Origin of the sequence: Bacillus salacetis, assembly GCF_049177075.1 — a bacterium.
Lineage (GTDB): Bacteria > Bacillota > Bacilli > Bacillales > Bacillaceae_B > Rossellomorea > Rossellomorea salacetis_A.
On sequence record NZ_CP185377.1, the window covers coordinates 4,307,751 to 4,331,425 of the forward strand.

Annotated in this window: 20 protein-coding genes and 2 riboswitches; of the genes, 5 read left to right on the forward strand and 15 right to left on the reverse strand. The window is 44.8% G+C overall.

All coding sequences use genetic code 11. The annotated features are described in order from the left end of the window. The first annotated feature begins 27 nt into the window (after positions 1 to 27). The 4 genes from ACOJQI_RS22150 to ACOJQI_RS22165 all read left to right on the forward strand — a co-directional run bounded on the left by ACOJQI_RS22150 (position 28) and on the right by ACOJQI_RS22165 (position 3,305). A complete protein-coding gene (locus ACOJQI_RS22150) occupies positions 28 to 771 on the forward strand; it encodes a PAS domain-containing protein (protein WP_421382216.1) in 744 nt (247 codons plus the stop codon). 118 nt (positions 772 to 889) lie between these two features. After that, a complete protein-coding gene (locus tag ACOJQI_RS22155; protein WP_421382218.1) occupies positions 890 to 1,606 on the forward strand; it encodes an ABC transporter ATP-binding protein in 717 nt (238 codons plus the stop codon). A 1-nt stretch (position 1,607) separates the two neighbouring features. Continuing rightward, complete coding sequence (locus ACOJQI_RS22160) at positions 1,608 to 2,627, forward strand: ABC transporter permease (RefSeq protein ID WP_421382220.1); 1,020 nt, start codon at positions 1,608 to 1,610, stop codon at positions 2,625 to 2,627. Between the two features lie 27 nt (positions 2,628 to 2,654). Then, positions 2,655 to 3,305, forward strand: coding sequence for a TetR/AcrR family transcriptional regulator (locus ACOJQI_RS22165; protein WP_421382222.1), 651 nt, complete (start codon positions 2,655 to 2,657; stop codon positions 3,303 to 3,305). A 73-nt stretch (positions 3,306 to 3,378) separates the two neighbouring features. On the opposite strand, the gene ACOJQI_RS22170 is transcribed toward ACOJQI_RS22165, so the two are convergent. The 13 genes from ACOJQI_RS22170 to sda form a co-directional block, all read right to left on the reverse strand. Further along, positions 3,379 to 4,842, reverse strand: coding sequence for a glycoside hydrolase family 32 protein (locus tag ACOJQI_RS22170; RefSeq protein ID WP_421382224.1), 1,464 nt, complete (start codon positions 4,840 to 4,842; stop codon positions 3,379 to 3,381). 420 nt (positions 4,843 to 5,262) lie between these two features. After that, positions 5,263 to 6,078, reverse strand: a complete 816-nt coding sequence (locus ACOJQI_RS22175) for a carbohydrate ABC transporter permease (RefSeq protein ID WP_421385537.1) — start codon at positions 6,076 to 6,078, stop codon at positions 5,263 to 5,265. Positions 6,079 to 6,103: 25 nt separating this feature from the next. Next, positions 6,104 to 7,003 (reverse strand): carbohydrate ABC transporter permease, encoded by a 900-nt coding sequence (locus tag ACOJQI_RS22180; protein WP_421382226.1) that lies wholly within the window; start codon positions 7,001 to 7,003, stop codon positions 6,104 to 6,106. A gap of 150 nt (positions 7,004 to 7,153) precedes the next feature. Beyond that, positions 7,154 to 8,419 (reverse strand): ABC transporter substrate-binding protein, encoded by a 1,266-nt coding sequence (locus ACOJQI_RS22185; RefSeq protein WP_421382228.1) that lies wholly within the window; start codon positions 8,417 to 8,419, stop codon positions 7,154 to 7,156. Between the two features lie 67 nt (positions 8,420 to 8,486). Beyond that, a complete protein-coding gene (locus ACOJQI_RS22190) occupies positions 8,487 to 10,583 on the reverse strand; it encodes a glycogen debranching N-terminal domain-containing protein (protein ID WP_421382230.1) in 2,097 nt (698 codons plus the stop codon). 169 nt (positions 10,584 to 10,752) lie between these two features. Further along, positions 10,753 to 11,769, reverse strand: coding sequence for a LacI family DNA-binding transcriptional regulator (locus ACOJQI_RS22195; RefSeq protein ID WP_421382232.1), 1,017 nt, complete (start codon positions 11,767 to 11,769; stop codon positions 10,753 to 10,755). Positions 11,770 to 12,068: 299 nt separating this feature from the next. Beyond that, a complete protein-coding gene (locus ACOJQI_RS22200; protein WP_421382234.1) occupies positions 12,069 to 13,286 on the reverse strand; it encodes a M20 family metallopeptidase in 1,218 nt (405 codons plus the stop codon). Positions 13,287 to 13,591: 305 nt separating this feature from the next. Continuing rightward, complete coding sequence (locus ACOJQI_RS22205; RefSeq protein ID WP_421382236.1) at positions 13,592 to 14,419, reverse strand: MetQ/NlpA family ABC transporter substrate-binding protein; 828 nt, start codon at positions 14,417 to 14,419, stop codon at positions 13,592 to 13,594. Positions 14,420 to 14,433: 14 nt separating this feature from the next. Beyond that, complete coding sequence (locus ACOJQI_RS22210; protein ID WP_421382238.1) at positions 14,434 to 15,084, reverse strand: methionine ABC transporter permease; 651 nt, start codon at positions 15,082 to 15,084, stop codon at positions 14,434 to 14,436. Further along, positions 15,074 to 16,105, reverse strand: a complete 1,032-nt coding sequence (locus ACOJQI_RS22215) for a methionine ABC transporter ATP-binding protein (protein WP_421382240.1) — start codon at positions 16,103 to 16,105, stop codon at positions 15,074 to 15,076. The genes ACOJQI_RS22210 and ACOJQI_RS22215 overlap by 11 nt, the downstream gene beginning before the upstream one ends. A gap of 91 nt (positions 16,106 to 16,196) precedes the next feature. Next, positions 16,197 to 16,300, reverse strand: a riboswitch (SAM riboswitch). 141 nt (positions 16,301 to 16,441) lie between these two features. Next, a riboswitch (SAM riboswitch) is annotated at positions 16,442 to 16,544 on the reverse strand. 436 nt (positions 16,545 to 16,980) lie between these two features. Continuing rightward, positions 16,981 to 18,081, reverse strand: a complete 1,101-nt coding sequence (locus tag ACOJQI_RS22220; RefSeq protein WP_421382242.1) for a PQQ-dependent sugar dehydrogenase — start codon at positions 18,079 to 18,081, stop codon at positions 16,981 to 16,983. Positions 18,082 to 18,172: 91 nt separating this feature from the next. After that, on the reverse strand, positions 18,173 to 19,048 hold the full coding sequence (locus ACOJQI_RS22225) for an HAD family hydrolase (RefSeq protein ID WP_421382244.1): 876 nt from the start codon (positions 19,046 to 19,048) through the stop codon (positions 18,173 to 18,175). Positions 19,049 to 19,241: 193 nt separating this feature from the next. Continuing rightward, positions 19,242 to 19,376: a sporulation histidine kinase inhibitor Sda gene (gene sda, locus ACOJQI_RS22230; RefSeq protein WP_421382246.1), complete on the reverse strand. Its 135-nt coding sequence runs from the start codon at positions 19,374 to 19,376 to the stop codon at positions 19,242 to 19,244. Between the two features lie 331 nt (positions 19,377 to 19,707). Between sda and ACOJQI_RS22235 the strand changes: the two genes are divergently transcribed. After that, positions 19,708 to 21,084, forward strand: coding sequence for a YjiH family protein (locus tag ACOJQI_RS22235; protein WP_421382248.1), 1,377 nt, complete (start codon positions 19,708 to 19,710; stop codon positions 21,082 to 21,084). Positions 21,085 to 21,131: 47 nt separating this feature from the next. Here ACOJQI_RS22235 and ACOJQI_RS22240 read toward each other — a convergent pair whose 3' ends face one another. Together ACOJQI_RS22240 and ACOJQI_RS22245 are read right to left on the reverse strand one after the other, a co-directional pair. Beyond that, positions 21,132 to 22,070, reverse strand: coding sequence for an L-threonine 3-dehydrogenase (locus ACOJQI_RS22240; protein WP_421382250.1), 939 nt, complete (start codon positions 22,068 to 22,070; stop codon positions 21,132 to 21,134). 281 nt (positions 22,071 to 22,351) lie between these two features. Continuing rightward, entirely contained in the window at positions 22,352 to 23,542 is a 1,191-nt protein-coding gene (locus ACOJQI_RS22245) for a glycine C-acetyltransferase (RefSeq protein ID WP_421382252.1), read from the reverse strand. Between the last annotated feature and the right edge of the window lie 133 nt (positions 23,543 to 23,675).

Genomic DNA, 23,675 nt, shown 5'->3' on the forward strand with positions numbered 1-23,675 from the left:
GAAAGACTCAACTCAGGGGGACAAGTTGTGAACAATAGTAAGTTCCAAATGAATGAACACAACGCTAACGCCATGGATTTTTTAAAGAATGCTATTTTAATCATTGATACAGACTACTCGATCGTGTACCTTAATCCAGCGTGCGAAAAACTGTTAAAAGTTAAAAAAGAAGACGTCCTCCAAAAAAATGCTTACGACCTTTTCCCTGATGCTCCCGAAGATGTCCGACATATTGAAAACACAATAAAATACGAAGAACCAGTCAAGGTAGAAAGAATGCCCTATCAGTTTGGTGATTTCAACAGCTACTTCGACCTGGAGACCCATCTATTGGAGGAAAACGGCATTATTATAGGAGCGATGGCTGAATTCACTGATGTGACAGAGTACGTTAAAAAAGAAGAAAAATTCAAGTTCAATTTAGAACAAATGGCATCCAACATCATTCTTCTCCCTGAAGGAAAAGGAATCCTGCCGCTTAACCAGACAATCATCGATGACTTGGAAATTGACATGATCATTCAAAGAGTACTGCTCAGCGTTTCTGAACAAAAGCTCTCATCCCTTATTGTTGACTTATCCTCTATCATTGAAGCCAATCAGCATTTTTTCCATTCCATCAGCGGACTTCTGAGCGCCCTGAGGCTGCTTGGCGTTAACGTAAGCATTACCGGAATGAAGCCAGCTGCTGCTCAAGGCATGGTGACTTCAGGAATCTCTTTAGATCAATACAATGTTCAAATCATTCGCTCTTTACGAGATGCATTTTAGGAAGGCAGAAGCCTTCCTTTTTATTTTTTAACAAAATGAGTGATTACTCACTTCACAAACTCCTTAATCCATCTTATTATAAAAGTGAGTAATCACTCATTAACGGAGGTGTTGATTTTTGCAGCCTATCATTGATATGAAAAATATTCAAAAATCATTCGGTAAACAGGAAGTACTGAAGGGTATCTCTTTGGAAGTGCCCCCCGGAGAAATTTATGGATTGATCGGGCCATCGGGTTCGGGAAAAACCACACTTGTCAAAATGCTGATTGGCCTCGAATCACCCGATTCCGGCACTATCCATTTTAAAGGGAATCCGCTCAAAGCCAATTCAGTCTATACTTCTGTAGGCTATATGGCGCAGTCAGATGCTCTTTATACCGAACTGACCGCAAAAGAGAATCTGAACTTTTTTGCTTCTCTTTATAGTCTAAAAAAGAAAACGAGAGAAGAACGAATCAAAAGTGTCATGAAAACGGTCGATCTTCTTGAACATCTGGATAAACCTGTCGCCTTATATTCAGGCGGAATGAAAAGAAGGCTTTCCCTTGCAATCGCTCTTCTTCACGACCCGGAAGTGCTGATATTGGATGAACCGACTGTCGGCATCGATCCTGTCTTGCGAAAGCAAATCTGGGAACAATTTCATGAACTGAAAGCAAAAGGCCGGACTCTGCTGATCACCACGCACGTCATGGATGAAGCCGAACGCTGTGACCGGCTGGGGCTGCTTCGCAACGGAACACTGATCGGCAGCGAAGAACCCGCTGCTATTAAAGAAAAATACGGGGTCTCTTCGATAGAAGAAGTATTCCTTTCAGCGGAGGTGCATTAACATGTCTCGCATCACTGGTTTTGTCATCAGGATCATTAAGCAGCTTTTCCGGGATAAGCGGACTTTAGCATTGATGTTTCTTGCCCCGGTATTAATTTTAACGATGATGTGGCTTATCTTCGATTCAGACCCTTATGAACCTCAGGTTGGTCTTGTTTCAGATAATGAAATGATGCTGCAAGCAATTGATACGGGGGACTTTAAGCTGTTTGATTCCAGCGAAAGAGCAGAAGATGCTGTTCAAGATGGCAGCCTGGACGGTTATCTCTCTATTAAGCAGGGTACTGCACCCGTGCTAGTGTTGGAAGGCAGTAATCCATCTATTAATCAAAGCGTGATGAAAGAAGTTCAATCCGCTTTTTCCCAGCAGACGGCTCAACCCAAGCTGGATGTTCAATTTATACACGGAGAGCAGGATATGGGCATGTTCGATTCCTTTGGGCCTGTACTGCTTGGGTTCTTTATCTTTTTCTTTGTGTTTCTCATCAGCGGTGTATCCTTTCTGCGCGAGAGGACGAGCGGCACACTGGAGCGCTTGCTTGCCAGTCCTTTAAAAACCTGGGAAATGGTTTTGAGCTATGTACTAGGATTCGGTATATTTGCCGTTCTGCAGGCTGCCTTCATTTCCTGGTATGCCATCTATGTGCTTGATATGCTTATGATGGGCAGCTTTATCAATGTCCTGATCATTATTGCTTTATTATCTCTGTCAGCGTTAACCCTGGGAATCCTATTATCTGCATTTGCCCAGAACGAACTGCAGATGATGCAATTCATCCCAGTCGTCGTGATCCCGCAAATATTTTTCTCAGGTCTTTTCAACCTGGAAACCCTCACGGACTGGCTGAGCTGGATTGGCCCTTTCACACCGCTTTATTATGCAGCGGATGGATTAAGAGACGTCATGATCAGAGGTGCTTCCTTCGGTGATTTAACTGGAGACTTGTTATACTTGTTCGGATTCTCCCTGCTGTTCATCCTCCTGAATGTTGCAGCATTGAGAAAATATCGTAAAATATAAGGTAACTCATCTAATAAGGGGTTTATCATGACTGAACAAAACGACATGCTCGATATCTTATTGAACAGTGAAGAAAAATTGACGGAGAAACAGCAAAAAATCCTTGAAGCAGCATTGGAGATCTTTGCTGAGAAGGGATTTTCAGCAACCTCGACCAACGAAATTGCCAAAAAGGCTGGTGTCGCTGAAGGAACCATCTTCCGTCACTATAAAACGAAGAAAGATCTTTTGCTTTCCATCGTTGCACCTACGATGGCTAAGCTTATCGCTCCTTTTATCATCCGCGATATCAATAAGGTCCTGAATACGAAATACGAAAGATACGAAGATTTCCTGAAAGCGATGATTCTGAACCGGCAGGCGTTTTTAAAAGAAAATATGACTGCCTTCAGGATTCTCATACAAGAAATCCCGTTTCATCCTGAGCTGAAGGATCAATTCAAGGAGCATGTAGCCAGCAAGGTATTCCAGCGCTTTCAAAAGGTGGTTGAATTTTATAAAGAAAAGGGCCAGATCATTGATTTGCCTACAGAAGCTGTAATCCGTTTCACCGCTTCAAGTGTATTTGGATTCCTGCTTATCCGGCATTTGTTCCTGCCTGAAGCTCAATGGGATGATGAAAAAGAAATTGAATTGACGGTCCGGATGATCATGGACGGAATCAGTACGGAGGATTAATAAGAAAAGGGATGCCTGTTCGGAAGGCATCCCTTTTTGCTTTAGCCAGCTGCTTGCCACTTTATCAGCAACTTTACAAATCCCATTTATCCACTTGCAGGAGCTCGACCGGTTTGTCACTGAAGAATCTGACCTGGGATGATTCTTGATCAGGATAGATTCTGGCTGTCATCACTTTTTCCCCGCCGTTTATAAACACTTCTACAGAAGAATTATCGATGAATATATGAAGGTTCAGAAGGTTGTCTGCTAACTCAACCTCGGCTTTTCGCACACCTCCCGGACCCTCGCCTGCCATGCTCCGGTCCAGCACGATGCTTCTCTCCTCTTTAATATAAAGAAGTTCCGTTTCTTGCTTATGGCCGGCTCTCAGCTTCAAGCCGAATTGTGAAGCCTCTTCTGCGTCAATGGTCACCATCAATTCCACTGCATTTCCTTCTATACCAGTCAGTGCAGTTTCTCCTTCGACCCTCACATTCTCATATTTTTTATGATTCTTCCGCCTTTTCTCCAACTCCGGAACAGGTTTGGATTTCAGCTTTCCGTCTTCCAGAATGAGCTCCCGGGGGATGGTCATGGCTCCTGCAAATCCTTCTTCCTGTTCAGGCATATGGCTTTCCCACATATTCATCCAGGCAATCATGATCCTTCTGCCGGCAGGGTCGACCATTGTCTGAGGTGCATAAAAGTCAAACCCGTGATCAAGCAGATCAAACTCGCCATGTTTCAGTATGCCTGTTTCATAATCAAGATTTCCGACGACATATCCTGCCTGGTGCAGGTTATAATACAGATTCCCCTCCGGCTCCATTCCCTGCGGAGACATCACAAGGATGGTATGCCCGTCCATCTCAAAAATATCGGGACACTCCCACATGAAGCCGAAGTTCCCCTCACCTTTTGCTGCCACATTGACGAATTCCCATTCAATTAGGTCTTTGGAACGGTATAAAAGAACCTGTCCGACATGGTCCTTTGTACGGGAACCGAGAACACAATAATAGTAGTCTCCTTTTTTCCAAACTTTCGGATCCCTGAAATGATAAGGATGTATATCCCCTTCAGGTGCCGAATCGATGACCGGATTTTCAGCAGCCTTTTCAAACGTGATTCCATCTTCACTGACAGCCAGGGCCTGGACCTGATAAAGATCCTTGTCATGATCAGGGCCGGTCCACTGATTACCCGTATACATCAAATAGAGCTTTCCATCCTTTTCAATCGCACTGCCGGAAAAACAGCCATCCTTGTCATATTCCTCACTTGGAGCCAGAGCAATCGGGGCTTCTTCCCAATGGGCCAGGTCCTTACTCTTGAAATGTCCCCAATACATCGGACCCCACTCAGGCGAAAAAGGATGATGCTGGTAAAAGAGATGATACTCTCCCTTGTAGTAACTGAATCCGTTTGGATCGTTCATCCAGTATGCTGGAGGTGACAGGTGGTATGCCGGCTTCCATGGGCTCCTGCTTACCTGATCACGCTTTTCGTTGACTGAGGCCGCTGCCTCTTCGATCTTTTGTTGTTGGTGGTTCATGCTATAGATCCTCCTTTGGTTTTTTATGTAGAAAACTTAAATTTCACTTTGGCAGTCTAGCGGACTTTACTATTTCAATTAATATTTTCAAGTCCTTTAAACCCTCTCTTAAGCCCTTTATATTTAAAATCAACAAACTAGAGTCCTTTAAAATGCTTTTAGCGCCCTTTAATTTTTGAAACTCTAACTTAAAGTCCTTTAAAACCTTTCTAACGCCCTTTAATTTTAAAAACTCAAATCTTAAGTCCTTTAAAACCCTTCTAACGCCCTTTAATTTTCGAAACTACAACTTAAAGTCCTTTAAACCGGTAAATCTTCTAAAACCTTATAATATCTCTATAATAAATAAGCCTATCTCAATAAACAAGAATGCCTCCTATCAGTCCCGGCAAGGAGATGAATAGGAGGCAGATGCAAATCTTATTTGCCGCCTGTGAACGATACACCTTTAATGAAGTATTTATTAAAGAATGCATAAATCAACAGGACTGGCAGCGTGAATGCCATTGAGGCGGCCATGATGTAGTTCCAATAGCTGACATATTGGCCCTTGAAGGTATTCAGTCCAAGCGGCAGCGTATACATCTCTGCATCGGTCATGATGATCAGCGGCCTCATGAAGTCATTCCAGAATCCCATGAAAACGAAGATCGCCTGTGCTGCCAATGCCGGTTTTGCCAATGGCAGGACAATTTTAAAGAAGATTCCGAGCCTGCTCAAACCATCGATCTGTGCTGCCTCTTCAAGTTCCTGCGGGAAGTTGACAAAGAACTGGCGCATCATGAAGATGAATGTGGCATTGATCATGGCCGGGACAATCATCCCCTGGTAAGAGTTCAGCCAGCCAAGTTCTTTCAGAATCAGATAGTTCGGGATCATTGTAACCTGGGCAGGAATCATAAGGACTGCCAGGATGATGATGAACAATGCCTTTTTCCCTGGAAAGGTTAATCGTGCAAGAGCATAACCTGCCATTGAGTTAAAGATGATATTCAAGAAAGTCCCCACACCCGCGATGATCAGGCTATTCAGCATCCAGCGCGGGAATAAGTCCTGCTCCACAAAAATCTGCTTATAGTTATCGAGTGTAAAATTTTTCGGCAGGAAATTCAGGGTCCCGCTCACAATCTCTTCAAGCGTTTTGAATGAAGAAGACAGGGCCCAGAAGAATGGAATCAGGGTCGTGATCGCATACGCAACAAGGATGATATATAATAAGCGCTTGCTGAATGACATTTTTTTCGGTTTCATATGATCCTCCTTAATATAGCGATTCTTCTTTTGAGAATTTACGCTGAAGCAGGGTCGCCACTAAGATGATGATGGCCAGTGCGAATGCCAGCGCAGCTGCATATCCCATTGTTCCCAATGTTTTAAATGCATATTGATAGATTAAGAGGACAACGGTCAGCGTCGAGTTATCAGGTCCACCCGATCCCCCGGAGAAGATATACGATTGATCGAATAATTGGAACGTCCCGATAAGTCCCATGATAATAACGAAAGAAGTTACAGGCCGCAGGAACGGAACCGTTACATAGAAGAATTTCTGGATCGCATTGGCTCCATCCAGCTCCGCCGCTTCATATAATGAATCCGGGATATCTTGAAGAGCAGCCAGATAAATGACCATGAAAAACGGTGCAGTGGCCCAGATATTCATGATCATGATGGCGTTCAAAGCAATGTCCGGGTCGCCAAGGAAGTTGTACGTCGGCAAGCCGAGGAAATCCAAGGCATGGTTGATCAGTCCGTTTTTGTTGTACATCCACATGAAAATCAGGGTCAGCACAGCTGATGATGTCAAGGTCGGGAGGAAATAAACGATCCGGAAGAACTTCTCGCCTTTTAACCCTGCGTTCAGGGTTGCTGCCAGTACAAGCGCTAAAAATGTTTGTACAGGAACAACGATGAGTACATATTTAGCTGTGTTTTTTAAGGCGATGATCGCCCTTTGGTCATCCATGATTCTTGCAAAGTTTTCAAAAGCCACGAAGTTCATTGAAGTTCCTCCGAGCAGTTCAACCTTATGGAATGCCAGGAAGACGGCATAAAGGATTGGGCCGATAATGAATAATGAAAGAACGAAAATGGCTGGGGACATAAAGAAATATCCTTGTCCTGCTTCTCTCAGTGCTTTCCTGGAAGTTTTTCTGGTCATCTTATAACCCCCGATATCTTATAATGATTGGTTCTTTTTTACATGAACTCTTTCCAGCGAAGTCGGCTGCCTATGGACTTCGACAGAAAGAATACAGTAAAAAGGAAGGGAAAGAAGAACTTGTGGAAGTCCTTCTCTCCGTGTTTAAAATTAGTTGCTGTCAATCTCACTGTTTGCTTGTTTCTGTGCTTCTTCAAGGGCTTCATCCAGTGGACGGTCTCCAAGGAAGGCACTTACGAACTGGTTATTGAAGTTGTTCACGATGATCGGAAGGTTCGTTCCTTCAGACCAAACCGTTGCATAAGGCGCACCCGCTACAAGTGCTCCGCGCAGTTCATCCTGGTCATAACCAAGTTTTTCAGCGACAGACTTACGAGTTGGAAGCGCAAATCCTTTAGATGTCCAAGTTTCCATTCCTTCTTTGCCAGTCAGGTAAGAAAGCAGTTCCCAAGAAGCTTCTTTTTTCTCAGAAGCTGCATTCATAACGTAGGCTACTGTGTAAGCCATCGTACCTTTTTCTCCATTGATAGTTGGTACTTCCGCAGTGCCGTAGTCTACACCTGGGAAAGTATCTTCCATGAATGGAATTGCCCAGTTTCCTTCAATGACCATTGCAGCTTTTTCCTGGCCGAACATTTCCGCTCCCCAAGTTGCGCCGACTTCAGATGGCTGTGCAGATGTTTTCGCATCATTATGCTGAGCGATGATCGGTTGAAGAGCTTCCACTACTTCAGGAGATGCAAAGTTAGCTTTTCCGTCTTTCACAACTTCTCCGCCAAGAGATTCAGCGATGTAGTAAAGGCGAGCCAGTTCAGGTGCTACACCAAACCCATATACCTCTTCTCCTTTTGTCAGTTTCTCAGAAGCTGCCTGAAGCTCTTCCCATGTTTGCGGAACTTCTACACCTGCTTCTTCAAGCATTTTCTTGTTATAGAATAGAGCCAATGTTGAGTAATCCTTAGGGAATCCGTATGTCTTTCCTTCTACCTGGAATGCTTCAAGCATTGGTTTTTCAAAATCTTCTACATCGAATTCTTCTGTTACATACTCATCAAGAGGCTCGACAACGCCTGTTTCGATAAGTGCCGGTGCTTCGAAGGCATCAAGATAGAATACATCCGGGCCTTCACCGCCGATTAAGCGGGTTTTAATAACATCCATGTACTGCTCAGAAATAACTTCTAACTTAACATCGATGTTTGGATGTGATGATTCGAAATCCTCTAAAGTCTGTTCCAGCAGTTTTTGTTCAGAAGGGTTACCGCCCCAGCCTGCCAGTGTGACTTGAACTTTTTCCCCGTCTCCTTCTCCACCGCTGCTGCTGTTATCTGTATTATCTGAGTTGCTGCATCCGCCAAGGACTGAACCAACCAACATTGTTGTAATTCCCAAACCAGCTAACCATTTCTTTTTCATTTTGAAAGACCCCTTCCGTCTTGTTAATAAAAATTTATTTAAAGGAAAATTTTCCTATAAACCAAAATTAAATTCCTTGAACCTCACAGCCAGTTGTATTTTCCAAAACTTCTGTACTGAATCCAGAGCCGCTTTTTGTGACTTTAAGCGACAGTACTCCTTCACCGATCCTCATGGAACGGACAGTGAGTTCATTCATTCCATCCAGCAGGAAAGGATTGATGGTAATCTTCTTCTCGGTGCTGTCCGGGATAATGCCGAGCAGGCCTTGGACGAACACCAGCGGAGTCCCTGCTGCCCATGCTTGAGGAGAACAGGCTACCGGATATTTCACTGCTTTCCCGATCCTGTCTTCATATCCACAGAACAGTTCCGGCAGGCGGTCATACTCAAAATGAGCGGCTGCTTTGATAAGACCTTCGATGACCTTTTTAGCATGATTTTGATATCCCAGTCTGCTCATCCCCAACAGGATCATACTGTTATCATGAGGCCAGATGCTTCCGTCATGGTAACTCATCGGGTTAAACCCGGCTTCACCCTCGCCCATTGTCCGGATTCCAAAACCGGAGAACATTTTTTCCGATGTCAGCATCTCACTGACTTTCAAGCTTCTTTCTTCTCCAAGCATCTCGGAGAACAGGACATGGCCAGGGTTGGAAGTGATGGTTCCCACCTGCTTCTTATCCTGATCTAGAGCGATAGCATAGAACTGCTGATCTTCCATCCAGAATTCTTTCTCAAACTTTGCTTTCAACTCTTCAGCCTGTTTGTTCAATGCTTCCGCTTGTTCACCGCTGCCGAGTTTTTCATAAATGGAGGCAATTCCACGCTTGGCCTGGTACACATATCCCTGTACTTCCGAAAGGGCGATCGGAGTCTCTGCGTAATCCCCATTTCGGTGGACGATGGAATCTCCGGAATCCTTCCATCCCTGGTTGGCAATCCCTTTTACCGATTCCTGATGATACTCGACAAACAAGTCACCGTCTCTGTCGCCGTATTCATCGATCCATTGCAGAGCCCTTCTCACGTTGTCTTCTAATCTATGGAAAGTATCCAAATCATTCGTCCACTTTACATACTCTGTCAGAAGCACCAGGAACAGCGGAGTCGCGTCTATTGTTCCGTAATATGGTGTAAAAGGAATCTGATCTGTATTCGCCAGTTCTCCATAGCGGATTTCATGCATGATCTTACCCGGCTGTTCATCCCTCCAAGGATCGACCTTCGTCCCTTGAAGACTCGCCATTGTCAACAGTGTCCCTTTTGCCACCTCAGGCTGGAAAGCGAGCATCTGCAGAGCGGCAATCAAACTGTCACGGCCAAATGGGACGCCGAACCAAGGAAGCCCTGCAACCGGGAACCGCCCGTGGCCGATGTCAGTCAGGAGCACCCTTAAATCATCGGTGCCTCTGTCAACAAGTCTTTTCAGCGGCAAGTAGTCCGTTTCAACAGAAGACATGCTGTTTTCCCACTCGATATAGGAAGCTTTCAGTTTTTCCAATGCCTCATCCGGAGATAGATATACCGGATTTTTCTCTTCTCCTTCTTTAGGCGCTACCATGAAAGTGATCGATTGAGACTCTGCATGGTCCAGTGTCATGGAGAAGAATACATCGCCTTCTTCGGTTACCCGGGTATGAGGTACATCCCATTTCACTGATGTCCGCCTTTTGATTTCATCCGCGCCCTCATAAAGGAAGTCCAGTTGATTCTCTTTCACTTCCTGGCCGGTTCTTCTTCCGACTTCTCCCGTCTGAAAACCCCTGACGATGAACATATCCTTGAAGTCCACATCAAAATGGGCACTCAGTTCAAAAGAAACAGGTTTTGGATAGTAGTTTTTGGCTGTGACAGTTTCATAGAGGATGTCATCATTGATAAATCTTGTTCTTTCTATTTCTATAGATTCCCGCCAAAGCACCAGCTCCCCGTCTTTTTCCTGATGCGGATTGGTCATAAGGATTTTTGCCATATAGTTTTCTGATCCATCGGAATGAAGCAGGATTGGCTCTTCGCCGTTGATTTTCAGATTGAATTTGCTGAGATAACGAGTATCATTCATATACAACCCCAAACCATAGGAATGATTTTCTACAATATCTCCCTTTTCATCTGTTAAAAAGAATAGATTATTTTCTTTAATGACACGATAGTTCATGTTAGAGACCTCCTGAATGACTGTCCAAAACGTTTCGGTTTTTTTGGAAAAATAAAAGCTTCATAGGAAGCGCTTACTTTTTATTCCGAAACGTTTCGGTTTTTCGGTGAAAGTTACTATTTAAAGTTTATCCGCAAGGACAAAATTACTGTCCAAGCGGGTTTTTCTATTATTTCTGAACGGAAGCTGTACTTTCCCGTTTCTTTAATTCTGTTTGCAGAATAACCTGCTTCAGCTGGTCTCCTTTTGTTAAAAGGTTCAGCAGCATCTGGGCGGCTTCAAAACCAAGCTGGAATTTGTTCTGGGCCACTGTTGTCAGGGAAGGACTTACATATGAAGCCAGTAAGATATCATCGTAACCGACGATGGATAGATCGGATGGAATCTGTTTGCCCATCTCCTGGGCAGCTTTCAGTGAACCAATCGCCATTAAATCGCTGGCACAGAAGACCGCGGTGATTTCCGGATGTTCAGTTAACAGTTCCTTTGTCACTTTGGCAGCTTCTCCCTCTTTAAAATTCCCATCGACTACATATTTCGGATTAAAAGGAAGACCGGCATTCTCCAATGCCCTCTTATAGCCATTCAGACGCTTTTGACTAACAAAAGCATATTCATGGCCATTGACCATTCCAATATTCCGGTGCCCAAGCTCAACCAAATGCTGAACAGCTTTATCTGCCCCAAGTTCATTATCGGTGGTCACATATCCGACATTCTCGGATGTTACCGGAATATCAATCAGTACACACGGTATATCACTATCTACAACTTCTTTAAGGTACGGATCATCGGTCCGGATTCCCTGGATGATGACTCCGTCCACCCTTCTCTCTTTGCAAAGCTGTGTATACGTCTTTTCCCTTTGCATGGATGAGTTGGTGTTGAATAAAACAAGATCGTAATTCATTTCTGAGGCGCATTCATTGACACCAGCCAGCACCTCGACTGTAAAATTATCCTTAACGCTCTCTTTCGTGAAGCCTGAAACCAGGAGCCCGATTGTCTGGGACTTATTCATTACCAAACTGCGGGCGAGCGTATTGGGACTGTAATTCAATTCTTTGGCAACTGCAGCAATTTTCTGCCGGGTCAGTTCTTTAACATCCGAGTATCCGTTTAAAGCCCTGGATACAGTCGTAACAGAAACACCAGCTGCTTTTGCAATATCTTTGATAGTCGTCACTTGCGCTCCTCCCAAAACGTTTCGGAAAATTCCTCTTGGGAGAATCTTATACCATCTTGAAAACGATTTCAATACTTTTGGTTGAAATTTTCTGTAAAATATTTTTAGAAAATGGTTCTATTCTTATTTTGGATATTTATACAGCTATTACGAAGTAAACTCTGCTTACGGGGCAATATCTCTTCAGCGGTACACTCTCAGCTTGCCTATTATCCAGCTGTCTGTCCAAGTGACAGCACTCTTGTTACAAGAAAAAACAGAACCCAAAAAAGGATTCTGCCTTCTCTAACACTGCTATTCTACTCGCCGTCCTGCTGCAGCTTTCTTTCTAAAAACTCTTCCTTGATGGCGGATAGCAGCTGGTGGTCTGTCAGCAATTCAAGACCAGTCAAAGCAAGAGCTTTGGCGCCCTTGATCAGGGCTTCATCTCCTTGAGTGGAGGCAGCCGCTTCCCTGAATGGCACCGTGTGGCCAACCAGGTTATCCGGACCGATTTTTATGAATGGATGGATTGTCGGTACCACCTGGCTGATGTTGCCTGCGTCCGTTGATCCAAGTCCCTCTCGGTCGTTTAGGTCAACCGTTTCACCGAATTCCTCGATGGCTCTTTTAAAGGCGCCGTCAAATGTCTTATTCAATAGAAGATTATCGACTTCATTTTGGAAGGCTATGACATTGAGTTCAGCTCCTGTTGCCAGTGCAGCGCCCTCTGCCACCGCTTTGACCTTCTTCGTCACTTCATCTAGATTGGCTCTTGTAGCCGCCCGGATGAAGAAACGTGCTTTCGCATATTCAGGAATGATGTTCGGCGCATCTCCTCCATGAGTGATGATTCCATGGATGCGGACGTCATCTGTCAATTGCTGTCTCAGTGCATTGATTCCATTGAAAAGCTGGATGACCGCATCCAATGCGTTGATTCCTTCGTGAGGAGAAGCCGCTGCGTGGGCAGGTACACCGCGGTATTCAAAGTCAAGCGGGTCGACTGCAAGGGAAGTCGATGTGACCCTTGTTGAGTTTGCCGGATGAACCATCATGGCGGCATCAATGCCTTTCAGCAAGCTATGTTTGACGAAACTTCCCTTGGCACTGCCGTTCGGGCCGCCTTCTTCTGCCGGCGTTCCGAGTACAACGACTTCGCCTCCTGTCGTATCGATAACCTTGCTGAGTGCGATTGCCGCTCCAACGCTTGTCGTGCCGATGATGTTGTGGCCGCAGGCATGGCCGACGCCGGGCAGGGCATCGTATTCTGCCAGAAAGGCGATGACCGGCCCCGGTGTTTCAGATTTCTTTCTTGCCAGGAAGGACGTTTCATGACCTGCAACTGCTCTTTCCACCTCAAAGCCTTCCTCTTTTAAAATCCCGGTGAGAAGCTCCGATGCGAAATATTCTTCGTTTCCAATCTCGGGTTTTTCGTGGATGCTGTGGCTAGTGGAAATATATTTTTCCCGTTGGCTTTCAACATTCTCGATAATCACACTTTTTAATTTCGTATTGATCTCTGCAACTGAAGTCATGGCAATTCCTCCTGGTTAATGGTTTTTTGATTGGCATCCTACTGTCCGTTTGGCTGTTGGCTGTTATTCGACACGTTTGGGTCGGTATTCGACAAAGATTTGTTGATATTCGACACAAGCCGGTCGATATCCGACAGAACCACGCCGCTAAAGCCAGTGGTATCGGCGATTTTGAGGATTTATCGGCAATTAGGATGCTTTTATCAGCGATTCTATGAATTTTTCGGCGATTTTCGAAATTTATCAGCGATTCCTGAGTTTTTATCGGCGATTATCCAGATTCACCTTTATTCCAGGCTAATCTATTACTCTCCAATTTCACTTAGTGGTACAAACGTTGGAATCATGCTGCCTTTATATTCTTTTTCAATGAATTCTTTTACATCATCTTCCTGGTATAGCTCTCCAAGTTTCTGTAGCGTTTCGTTATCCTTGTCTTCTGTACGTACGGCGATGATATTGATATATGGTGTTGCTGTGTCACTTTCATGGAAGATGGAATCCTCTGTCGGGTTGAATCCTGCATCGACAGCAATTCCGTTATTGATGATGGATGCAGCTACGTCAGGAAGAACCCTCGGAGTCTGGCCGGCTACGACCGGAACAATTTCAAGGTTTTTAGGATTGTCGACGATTTTCTCTACAGCTCCGTTTCCGTCAAAGTCCTCCGGAAGAGTGATCAATCCGGCTTCTTGAAGCAATAGCAGTGCCCTTCCCATATTTGTTGCTTCGTTCGGAACGGCAATTTTTCCGCCTTCCGGGATTTCTTCCACTGTTTTATATTTTTCCGAGTAAATTCCCATTGGCGCAATGACTGTTGTCGCGATTGGTGCTAAATCCAGTTCATGTTCTTTTTTGAATGCATTGAAGTAAGAGATGGTTTGGAACGCGTTGGCATCAAGTTCGCCTTCTGCCAGGGCGATATTCGGCTGGACGTAGTCAGAGAAACGGACGATTTCCACTTCTATTCCTTCTTTTTCAGCTTTTTCTGAAACGAAATCCCAAATTCGATTATCCGAACCGCTGACACCGATCTTCACCTTCACTGTCTCTTCACCGCTTGTTGAGTTTGAACAGGCAGCCCCCGTGACCGCCAATGCTAAAATTAAGACCGCTAATAATAATTTTTTCATGATGATTCCTCCTGTTATCTTCTTCTGATTTTTTTCGATGTGATATTCCCCAGGGTTTGAAGTCCCTGGACCATGATGACCAATATACCGACTGTAATCAGCATGACGGTGGTATCAAAACGCTGGTAGCCGTATGTAATGGCAAGGTCTCCGAGACCTCCGCCTCCGACTGCCCCGGCCATTGCCGACGCACCGACAAGGCCGACTGTTGCAATGGTGAATGCCAGAACAAGTGAGCTTAGAGCTTCCGGTATCAAAAATTTGATGATGATCTGCCATGGAGTCGCACCCATGGATTCTGCCGCTTCAATGACTCCCGGTTCGACCTCCAGCAATGAGTTTTCTATCAATCTTGCAATGTATGGCCCAGCGTAAAAGACCAACGGAACAACTGCTGCTGCCGTCCCGATGGACGTTCCGACAATCAGTCTCGTTACCGGAATGATGGCAACCATCAAAATGATGAACGGAACGGATCTGAATACGTTGATGATGCCATTTAAAACGTTGAACACCGGCAGATTCTCCAGCAGATGTCCTTTGCGGGTCACCACCAGCAGGATTCCCAGTGGCAGGCCGAGAAGTGCTGAGAATAATAGTGAAAAGGCGACCATTTGAATCGTTTCGATGAGTGCTTCAATGATTTGTTCCTGATCAACTAGCATTGGCTTCAACCTCCTTGATTGCCACTCTTTCCTGGTTGATATACATCAGGGCGCGGTTGATTTCACTTTCACTGCCGATGAATTCGACAATCAAGTTTCCAAACGGTATCCCTTGCAGCTCTGTTATATTGCCGAACAGCACGTTCGTGTCGATATCAAACTTCTTGGCAATCTTTGAAAGCAGCGGCTGTCCCGCAGACTCTCCGACGAAATTGATTCTGAAGATTTTCTGCAGGCCGGCATTGTTCCGCACGATTTCTTTGAGCGATTCGGGAAGGGCATCATTCATCACTGTGCTGACAAAGTTTCGGGCCGTATTGGTTTTTGGTGCAGAGAAGACGTTGAAGACGGAACCTTCTTCAATGATTTTTCCTGCTTCAATGACCGCCACCCTGTCGCAGATTTCCCTGATGACTGTCATCTCATGAGTGATGATCAATACCGTTATGTTGTATTCTTTGTTTACTTTTTTCAGCAGCTGCAGAATCGAGTTGGTGGTCTGTGGATCCAGTGCTGATGTTGCTTCATCGCAAAGCAGAATGGACGGCCTTGTGGCGAGTGCCCTGGCAATTCCGACTCTCTGTTTCTGCCCTCCCGATAGCTGATCCGGATAGTAGTCAGCCTTATCACCCAGGCCGACGAAATCGAGAAGTTCGGTGACACGTTCCTTGATCGCATCTTTCGAAACCTTCGCCAGCTTCAACGGCATGGCGACATTGGCAAACACCGTCTTGGAGTTCAGCAGGTTGAAATGCTGAAAAATCATTCCAATGTCCCTTTTGACCTCCCTGATTTCTTTTGGAGACAGCTTTGTAAGATCCTTTCCATCAACAATCACACTTCCGGATGTAGGCTTTTCAAGCCAGTTAACGCAGCGGATCAATGAACTTTTTCCAGCTCCGCTGAAGCCGATGACCCCGAATATCTCCCCTTCGTTTACCTTTAGATCAATGCCGTCAAGTGCCCGTACCGGCTGGTCTCCGCTCTCATAAATTTTGGTCAGTCCTTTGAATTCAATCATCTTTGCGGCTCCTTTCTTTTGGTGTATTCCTGGATAAAAAAACCTCTCCCAGGAGATGGAAGAGGTTTTGGCCCGCAGGCAAAAAGGACTCTTCTTATCTCCCAAGCTGAATGCTTGCTGGATGTGGCACAGTACTAAAAATAGTCCGCTGCCGAGGCTTCACAGGTCCAGTCCCTCTGCCTCTCTTGATAAGAATCACTTATTATTTCTATAAAAATACTCAGGTTTAATGATAAAAACGTCTTGTATTTCCTCCTTTTTGCCTATTTTTTTTGAAACAAAATAAAAAACCCTCTTCTTGAAAGCGAAGAGGGCATGATTATGTAATCCGTCCTCTTCTCATCTCTCAAGCTTTGCTTGCTGGATTTGGCACGGTACTAATAAGCAGTCCGCTGCCGAGGCTTCATAGGGCCAGTCCCTCTGCCTCTCTTGATAAGAAGTATGGAAAATTATTCTGTTTTTTTGAACTTGATTTACACTTTACAACGGTCATTCAAAAGTGTCAATACATTTTTTACAACTTTTTTGATAATTTTCTTTTCATATAGACAGTTCTATTTGGATGAGATAGTTGATTTCCACTCCAGGTGTGTGACTCCGCGGGGCGGGCGGTGAGCCTCCTCGGCTTCGCCTGCGGGGTCTCACCTGTCCCGCTAGTCCCGCAGGAGGTCACACACCTTACGCTCCAATCAACCCACGTAAAAAAATTACATTGAGTTTAATAGAACAATCATTTTAATGAATAGCCGTTAGAGTAAATCGTTTCTTGGTTTTAAGCACTGCCCGGCTTATACCTCTCTATATTATGAAGCTGTTAATGAAATATGACAGCCACAGTAGGATTGCCATTCTGCAGATATATGCAAAATCTTGTATCATTCCTCACTTCTGCCAGTGTTCAATTCAGAGAGTGAGATTTTGTAAAGTTTATCATCATTTTCTGAGGGGTTTCCCCGGCCATCTGTGTTATTGCTTATGAAGTACAGCGTTCCGTCTTCGATAAAGACATCCCTTACTCTGCCATATCCTGACAGGACTTCTTCTACTTTCCCGGTGTCTATGGAAAATCGTTTTACTCCCTGGCCTCTTAGTGCGGCAAAATACAGGTGATTATCATGAAAGGCTGCTCCGGATGGCGCCCAGGCTGTTTCCCCGGAATGTGCAGCCGGCTTCTGCATTCCTTCACGTGTTTCATCGCCTGTAATAAGCGGCCAGCCGTAGTTGCTGCCTGCCTTTATAAGGTTAATTTCATCGAAGCCGGAAGGACCGTGTTCTGTACTATAAAAGTCTCCAGTCTCATTCCAGGCAAGACCTTGAGGATTTCTGTGGCCATAACTATAAACGTATGAGTTTTCAAACGGATTATCCCGAGGGATCGAGCCATCGAGGTTCATTCGCAGGATTTTACCACCGAGTGAATTCAGATCTTGAGCTATTTCCTTCACAGTGGCATCGCCTGTCGTAATATAGAGCTTTTTGTCCGGTCCGATTTCAAGGCGGCCGCCATGGTGATATTGCCCGCTTGGGATATCATCCAGCAGGGTTTTTTCCTCTTCCCATACATCACCTTTCAGGTTCAGTGTCACTACACGGTTGTGCGGGGTGCTGCTGTTTTGGTACGTGTAGTAAGCATATGCAGAAGGAGTTTCAGGAAAATCCGGGTGCAGAACGAACCCGAGGAAGCCGGCTTCTGGAACCTGTGACAGAGGCTCTTTCAAACGCACCTTCATCCTGGTGGCTTTTCCATCCGCCACCTTCACGATCCCTCCCGTCCGCTCGTTTACATAAAAAGTATCTCCTGTCTTGTTGATCGACCATGGAACCTCCAGCTTGTCGGCCATTACTTTGGCTTGAGGGTTTTCCCTCCCCGCTGTTTCCTGGCTTTCCGGTGGTTCGGAGGATTCAGACGGTGTATTGGAACACGCAGCCAGCAGCAAAAGAAAAAGAACTGTTGCGGATTTCAACTGTTTTTTCATACCGTTTCCCCTTTCAAATTTGTAAAAAAACACCTCCCATTCAGTATCAGGAGGTGTCGGTTATACCCATTATGTACCCGTTATCACGAGTTTAATCAACTGCTGCAGACTTATTCTCCAGTGCTTCGTATATGGCATTTGCCACTCCGTCTTCTTCATTGCTGGAAGTTTTAAAACGGCAGAATGCGAGGATTTCCTCTGCAGCATTCCCCATGGCCACCGGTCTTCCGACAACTTTCATCATTGACAGGTCGTTAAGGTTGTCGCCGACTGCCAGTGCATCTTCAGGGTTAAGTCCTTTTTCCTCAATCAGTTTTTTTAAAGCGATTCCTTTTTGTGCATCCACACTGGTCACTTCCAGGTTTTCATGTCCTGAAGAACTGATGGCAAGGCCCCCTGCGTCCTCAAGCATGCCTTTTGCCTTTTCCAGCAGGCTGTCATTAAACGAGAAGACCAGAAACTTATAGACAACATTGCCGTCTGCGAAAGCCTGGCGGTAATCATCGACTACCTTGATATGCCCTTTTTCAAAACGTTCCTGTGCTGCGTCCCGTATGGCCTGCTCTGATGTTTCAGGGTTAGCCGTCTTGAAAATATCAATGATGGACTGAAGGCCTCTCTCGTAATCCTCTGTATAGACACCTTTGTTTGTGTACAATTCATAATAAATGCCGAGGTCTTTCAAAATTTTCATCGCTTCCAGCGCTTTCTCTTCTTCGATGGCATTCACTTTCACGACTTCGCCTTGTTCATTACGTACTTCGGCTCCGTTTACGCAAATGATCGGGCAGGAAATCCCCGCTTCTTCCAGAACATATCTTGCCTCTTCATATGATCTTCCTGTCGCAACAACGACCTCGACCCCTTGCTTCTGGGCTTCCAGGATGGCTTTGCGGTTTCCTTCGCTTATTTCTTGTTTACCATTTAATAAAGTTCCGTCCATATCACTGGCTATCATTGTAATCATTTCATTTTACCTTCTTTCTAAAAGGGGTTTTTATCCTTTGATGTATGGCGGGTATGTTTCCGCCTAAAGGCATTTTAACACCTCAATACTAATTTTTTGTAAAGATAGACTCTGAGTTATTTTAACCCTATCAGGTTGGGCTTATCTAAAATTTAGCGAAAATAAAAAAAAGAAGCCCCCATCAGGCAGCTTCCTATGCCGTTAACAGGCCGCGCCTGTTTATTTCCTGTTTCACCATCTCTATAAAATCTGCCACGACATTTTCCTCTACTGACCTATGATAGATTTCAAGTATTTCCTGATCAGTAAGTTCGAAAAGAGAATTCACTTTCACTCACCCACTATTTTAAAATGACATGCTAGCCTATTTACCCCTTTTCACCCAGGGTTAAACCTAATTTCCTACTTTTTTCACTTTTTTTATTCCTCATTTAATCTCCAAGTAAATTTCAGGAAGATAAGTAAAACGGAAGACTCTGTCGGATTTGTGTGATTTGTTGTAAAATTTTGAATATATCTGCTTCTGTTTCTATAATAGAAGAAAGGGGAAGAGAAGGGAGGAAGGCTAACTTGGCAAATTGGTAGTTTAAGGTTTGTCTGGACAGTTGAATAAATATAAATTATCATGAATTTTATTACGTCTTTGAGGTGAAGTCAAAATGGACAATGGACAATCTAAAGTTAAAGGAAATGTGAGTACGGGAAATATACTTCTGTTTCTGCTCCCGTCTCTTTTAGGTATATTTTTATTTATGATCCCCATCCCTGAAGGGGATGCTGTAACGATTCCAATCGCAATTCTTTCCGGGTTCGTTCAAGATAATATCGGTGAGTATGTACCGGCAATCATGACCGGATTGATCATCGTGACAGTGTTGGGTTCCCTTGCCGCAAAATTTGTAAAACCCGATTTCATTATGAATAATGCCTTCTTAAATAATTTATTCTCAGTAAATATGGTATGGCTTATCATCCGACTTTTCGGCGGAATCTTTGCCGTTATGACATTATTCCAGATTGGACCTCAATGGGTCTGGTCTGATGCGACCGGCGGTTTGCTGTTAAGCGTTGACGGACTTCTGACCATCCTTTTTTCTGTATTCCTTTTCGCAGGCCTTTTCCTGCCGCTCTTGTTGAACTTTGGCTTGCTGGAGTTGCTGGGCGCCCTGATGACCAAAGTGATGAGGCCGCTATTCGGGCTTCCGGGACGCTCGTCCATTGATGCTCTTGCATCCTGGCTTGGTGACGGTACCATTGGGGTTCTGCTTACAAGCAAGCAGTATGAGGATGGATACTATACGAAGAAAGAAGCAGCCATCATTGGAACGACATTCTCTGTTGTGTCGATTACGTTCAGCCTTGTGGTCATCTCTGAGGTTGGGCTGGGAGACTACTTCCTTCCATTCTACGGAGCGGTTGTGCTTTCTGGTATTATCGCAGCTCTCATTATGCCGCGCATCCCGCCTCTTTCCCGTAAGCCGGACACGTACTTTAACGAGCAGGAAGGCCAAGATACAATGGAAGTGATTCCTAAAGGCTACTCCCGTCTGGGATACGGTTTCGAGCAGGCTTTAATACAAGCACGCAAAAATAATAATGTTGGGAAATTCTTTGCAGATGGTTTCAAAAATGTGCTGGATATGTGGCTCGGAGTAGCACCGATTGTCATGGCCATCGGTACTACTGCACTGATCATCGCTGAAAACACTCCGGTATTCAGCTGGATCGGAATGCCTTTCATCCCGATTCTTGAACTATTGCAGCTTCCTGAAGCAGCTGCAGCTTCCGAAAGTATCCTTGTCGGATTTGCGGATATGTTCCTGCCGGCAATCTTCGGTTCCGGAATTGAAAGTGAATTGACACGCTTTGTCATTGCCAGTCTTTCCGTCACTCAGCTGATTTACTTATCAGAAGTCGGCGGGCTGCTGCTTGGATCAAAGATACCAGTTGATTTTAAAGACTTGGTCTTCATTTTCTTGGAAAGAACGATCATTACATTGCCGATAATTGCCATCATCGGTCATATTGTTTTTTAATATTCCATGCAAAAAAGCGGATGCCAAGGGCATCCGCTTTTTCATAATTACTTTTTCAATTTTTCCAGCATATCTTCGGTCATACGGGCGAGATCATACTCTGCCTTGAAGCCCCACTCTTCTGCTGCTGCGGAAGCATCAATGGAATTCGGCCAGCTTTCGGCAATTCCCTGACGGACTGGATCTACATCATAATCCAGCTTGAAGTCAGGAATATGCTTACGGATTTCAGCCGCTACCATCTCCGGTTCGATACTCATGGCCGTCACATTGAATGAGTTTCTATGTTTTAATTTGGACGGATCTGCTTCCATCAAATTGATAATGGCATTCAAAGCATCAGGCATATACATCATGTCCATGTACGTGCCTTTATCGATATAAGATGTATAAGAGCCGTTTTCAATCGCTTTGTAATAGATATCAACCGCGTAATCCGTTGTACCGCCGCCCGGTGGTGTTGCATATGAAATCAATCCCGGGAAACGCAGGCCGCGTGTATCAACGCCGAATTTATTGTAGTAGTAGTCGCAAAGCAGTTCACCGGATACTTTGTTCACGCCATACATCGTGGTAGGGCGCTGGATGGTATCCTGCGGAGTATTATCTTTTGGTGTTGAAGGACCAAAAGCTCCGATTGAACTTGGTGTAAAGAATTTGCAGTTCAGCTCTCTTGCCACTTCAAGTGCGTTGACAAGCCCGCCCATATTCAAATTCCATGCAAGCAATGGCTTAGCTTCAGCAGTTGCTGACAAAAGTGCCGCCAAATGGATGATGGTATCCACTTCGTGATTTTTCGCGATTTCCATCATCTTTTCTGCGTCTGTTACATCCAGGATTTCAAAAGGTCCCCCTGTTACTACCTCACTGTCAATGGTACGGATATCCGTTGCAATGACATTGTCCTTGCCATAGATGCCGCGCATTTTAATGACAAGCTCCGAACCGATCTGTCCAAGAGCTCCAGTTACTAAGATTTTCTTCATCTTTTACAACCTCCCAAATAAAAAGCGCAAGCGGCCGTTCAGCGCCGTACAGATTGGAGGGCTCTCGCATGAGATAAAGGAAACACGACAAACGAAAGTGAGTCGATGTTGACTTATCGCAAGGAGAGAGACCGAAATCTGCTAGGCGCTGGCCGCTGGAGCTGGATTGGTCCCGGAATCTCACCTATCCCGCTATACCTGCAGGAACTGCTCACCTTCCCTTTCTAACCAACCCTTTATAAAATTTATCTTTTTAGAAAATAGTCCCCCAATGTGCTCTCTTAAATCAGATTCATTTCTTTTCCGACTTTTTCATAAATTGCAAGGGCGTCATCCAGCATCTCTTTTGTATGTGCAGCTGTCGGCATGTTTCTTACACGGCCAGTTCCACGCGGCACTGTCGGGAAGACGATGGATTTTGCATAAACGCCCTCTTCGTTCAAGCGCTTACTGAACTGCTGTGTCGTTTTTTCATCCCCAATGATACATGGAGTGATTGGTGTTTCACTTTTACCGATATCAAAGCCGAGTTTTTCCAACCCTTCTTTCAGGTAGTTGCTGTTTTCCCACATTTTGTCCTGAAGTTCCGTGCTGTTCAAGATCAGCTCGATTGCCTTTGTTGTTGCTGCAACATCGGCAGGCGTCAACGCAGTAGAGAACAAGAATGGTCTTGATGCCACTTTCAGCCAGTCAATCAGATTTTGTTTACCAGCTACATATCCCCCGATAACACCGATTGCTTTTGAAAGCGTACCGATTTGGAAGTCTACGCGATCAGACAATCCGAAGTGCTTTACTGTACCGGAACCTTTTCCAAGAACACCAGATCCATGGGCATCATCGACATAAGTCATGATGTCGAATTCTTCAGCGATTTCCACGATTTCAGGAAGCTTTGCCACGTCACCGTCCATGGAGAAAACACCGTCTGTGATGACCATTACTTTTCCGTATTGTCCTGATTCAACCGCTTCCTTCGCCTTGGCACGCAGGTCTTCCATATCAGAGTGGTTAAAGCGGATGACTTTTGCGCGGGAAAGGCGGCATCCGTCGATGATGGAAGCATGGTTCAACTCATCGGAAAGGATGGCATCGTTCTTGTTCATAACAGCAGAGATAGCCGCCATGTTACAGTTGAAACCAGATTGGTAAGCGATGGCCGCTTCCGTGCCTTTAAACTCGGCAATTTTTCTTTCAAGCTCCAAGTGGATATCAAGCGTTCCGTTGATTGTACGCACCGCTCCTGCACCGACACCATATTTCTCAACTGCTGCGATTGCTTCCTTCTTCAGCCTTTCATCTGTTGCCAATCCAAGATAGTTGTTGGAGGAAAGGTTGATCAGGTCTCTTCCGCCAATTTTGATGATCGGTCCGTTCGCGCCCTCAACAGGGTCAATTTCGTTATACAGTCCACGGTCTCTTAAGTCGTTCAGGTTTTCGTTTAAAAATTGATCTAATTTTTTACTAGTCATATTATTTAACCCTCCATTATGTAATAGTGAGATTTTGTAAGCGCTTCATAAACAATTGTACGCCTCATACGCACAGTGTATAGTCATTATTTAAAACCAAACTGCCAAGTTGCATTCCTTTTCATTTTAACAT

What these genes read in the sequence shown, in the direction of transcription:
- ACOJQI_RS22165 (WP_421382222.1), top strand. Translation starts at nt 2,655, where the DNA reads ATGACTGAACAAAACGACATGCTCGATATCTTATTGAACAGTGAAGAA.
- ACOJQI_RS22205 (WP_421382236.1), bottom strand. Translation starts at nt 14,419, where the DNA reads ATGAAAAAATTATTATTAGCGGTCTTAATTTTAGCATTGGCGGTCACG.
- ACOJQI_RS22175 (WP_421385537.1), bottom strand. Translation starts at nt 6,078, where the DNA reads ATGTCATTCAGCAAGCGCTTATTATATATCATCCTTGTTGCGTATGCG.
- ACOJQI_RS22240 (WP_421382250.1), bottom strand. Translation starts at nt 22,070, where the DNA reads ATGAAGAAAATCTTAGTAACTGGAGCTCTTGGACAGATCGGTTCGGAG.
- ACOJQI_RS22215 (WP_421382240.1), bottom strand. Translation starts at nt 16,105, where the DNA reads ATGATTGAATTCAAAGGACTGACCAAAATTTATGAGAGCGGAGACCAG.
- ACOJQI_RS22190 (WP_421382230.1), bottom strand. Translation starts at nt 10,583, where the DNA reads ATGAACTATCGTGTCATTAAAGAAAATAATCTATTCTTTTTAACAGAT.
- ACOJQI_RS22185 (WP_421382228.1), bottom strand. Translation starts at nt 8,419, where the DNA reads ATGAAAAAGAAATGGTTAGCTGGTTTGGGAATTACAACAATGTTGGTT.
- ACOJQI_RS22180 (WP_421382226.1), bottom strand. Translation starts at nt 7,003, where the DNA reads ATGACCAGAAAAACTTCCAGGAAAGCACTGAGAGAAGCAGGACAAGGA.
- ACOJQI_RS22235 (WP_421382248.1), top strand. Translation starts at nt 19,708, where the DNA reads ATGGACAATGGACAATCTAAAGTTAAAGGAAATGTGAGTACGGGAAAT.
- ACOJQI_RS22170 (WP_421382224.1), bottom strand. Translation starts at nt 4,842, where the DNA reads ATGAACCACCAACAACAAAAGATCGAAGAGGCAGCGGCCTCAGTCAAC.
- ACOJQI_RS22245 (WP_421382252.1), bottom strand. Translation starts at nt 23,542, where the DNA reads ATGACTAGTAAAAAATTAGATCAATTTTTAAACGAAAACCTGAACGAC.
- ACOJQI_RS22225 (WP_421382244.1), bottom strand. Translation starts at nt 19,048, where the DNA reads ATGATTACAATGATAGCCAGTGATATGGACGGAACTTTATTAAATGGT.
- ACOJQI_RS22210 (WP_421382238.1), bottom strand. Translation starts at nt 15,084, where the DNA reads ATGCTAGTTGATCAGGAACAAATCATTGAAGCACTCATCGAAACGATT.
- ACOJQI_RS22200 (WP_421382234.1), bottom strand. Translation starts at nt 13,286, where the DNA reads ATGACTTCAGTTGCAGAGATCAATACGAAATTAAAAAGTGTGATTATC.
- ACOJQI_RS22220 (WP_421382242.1), bottom strand. Translation starts at nt 18,081, where the DNA reads ATGAAAAAACAGTTGAAATCCGCAACAGTTCTTTTTCTTTTGCTGCTG.
- ACOJQI_RS22160 (WP_421382220.1), top strand. Translation starts at nt 1,608, where the DNA reads ATGTCTCGCATCACTGGTTTTGTCATCAGGATCATTAAGCAGCTTTTC.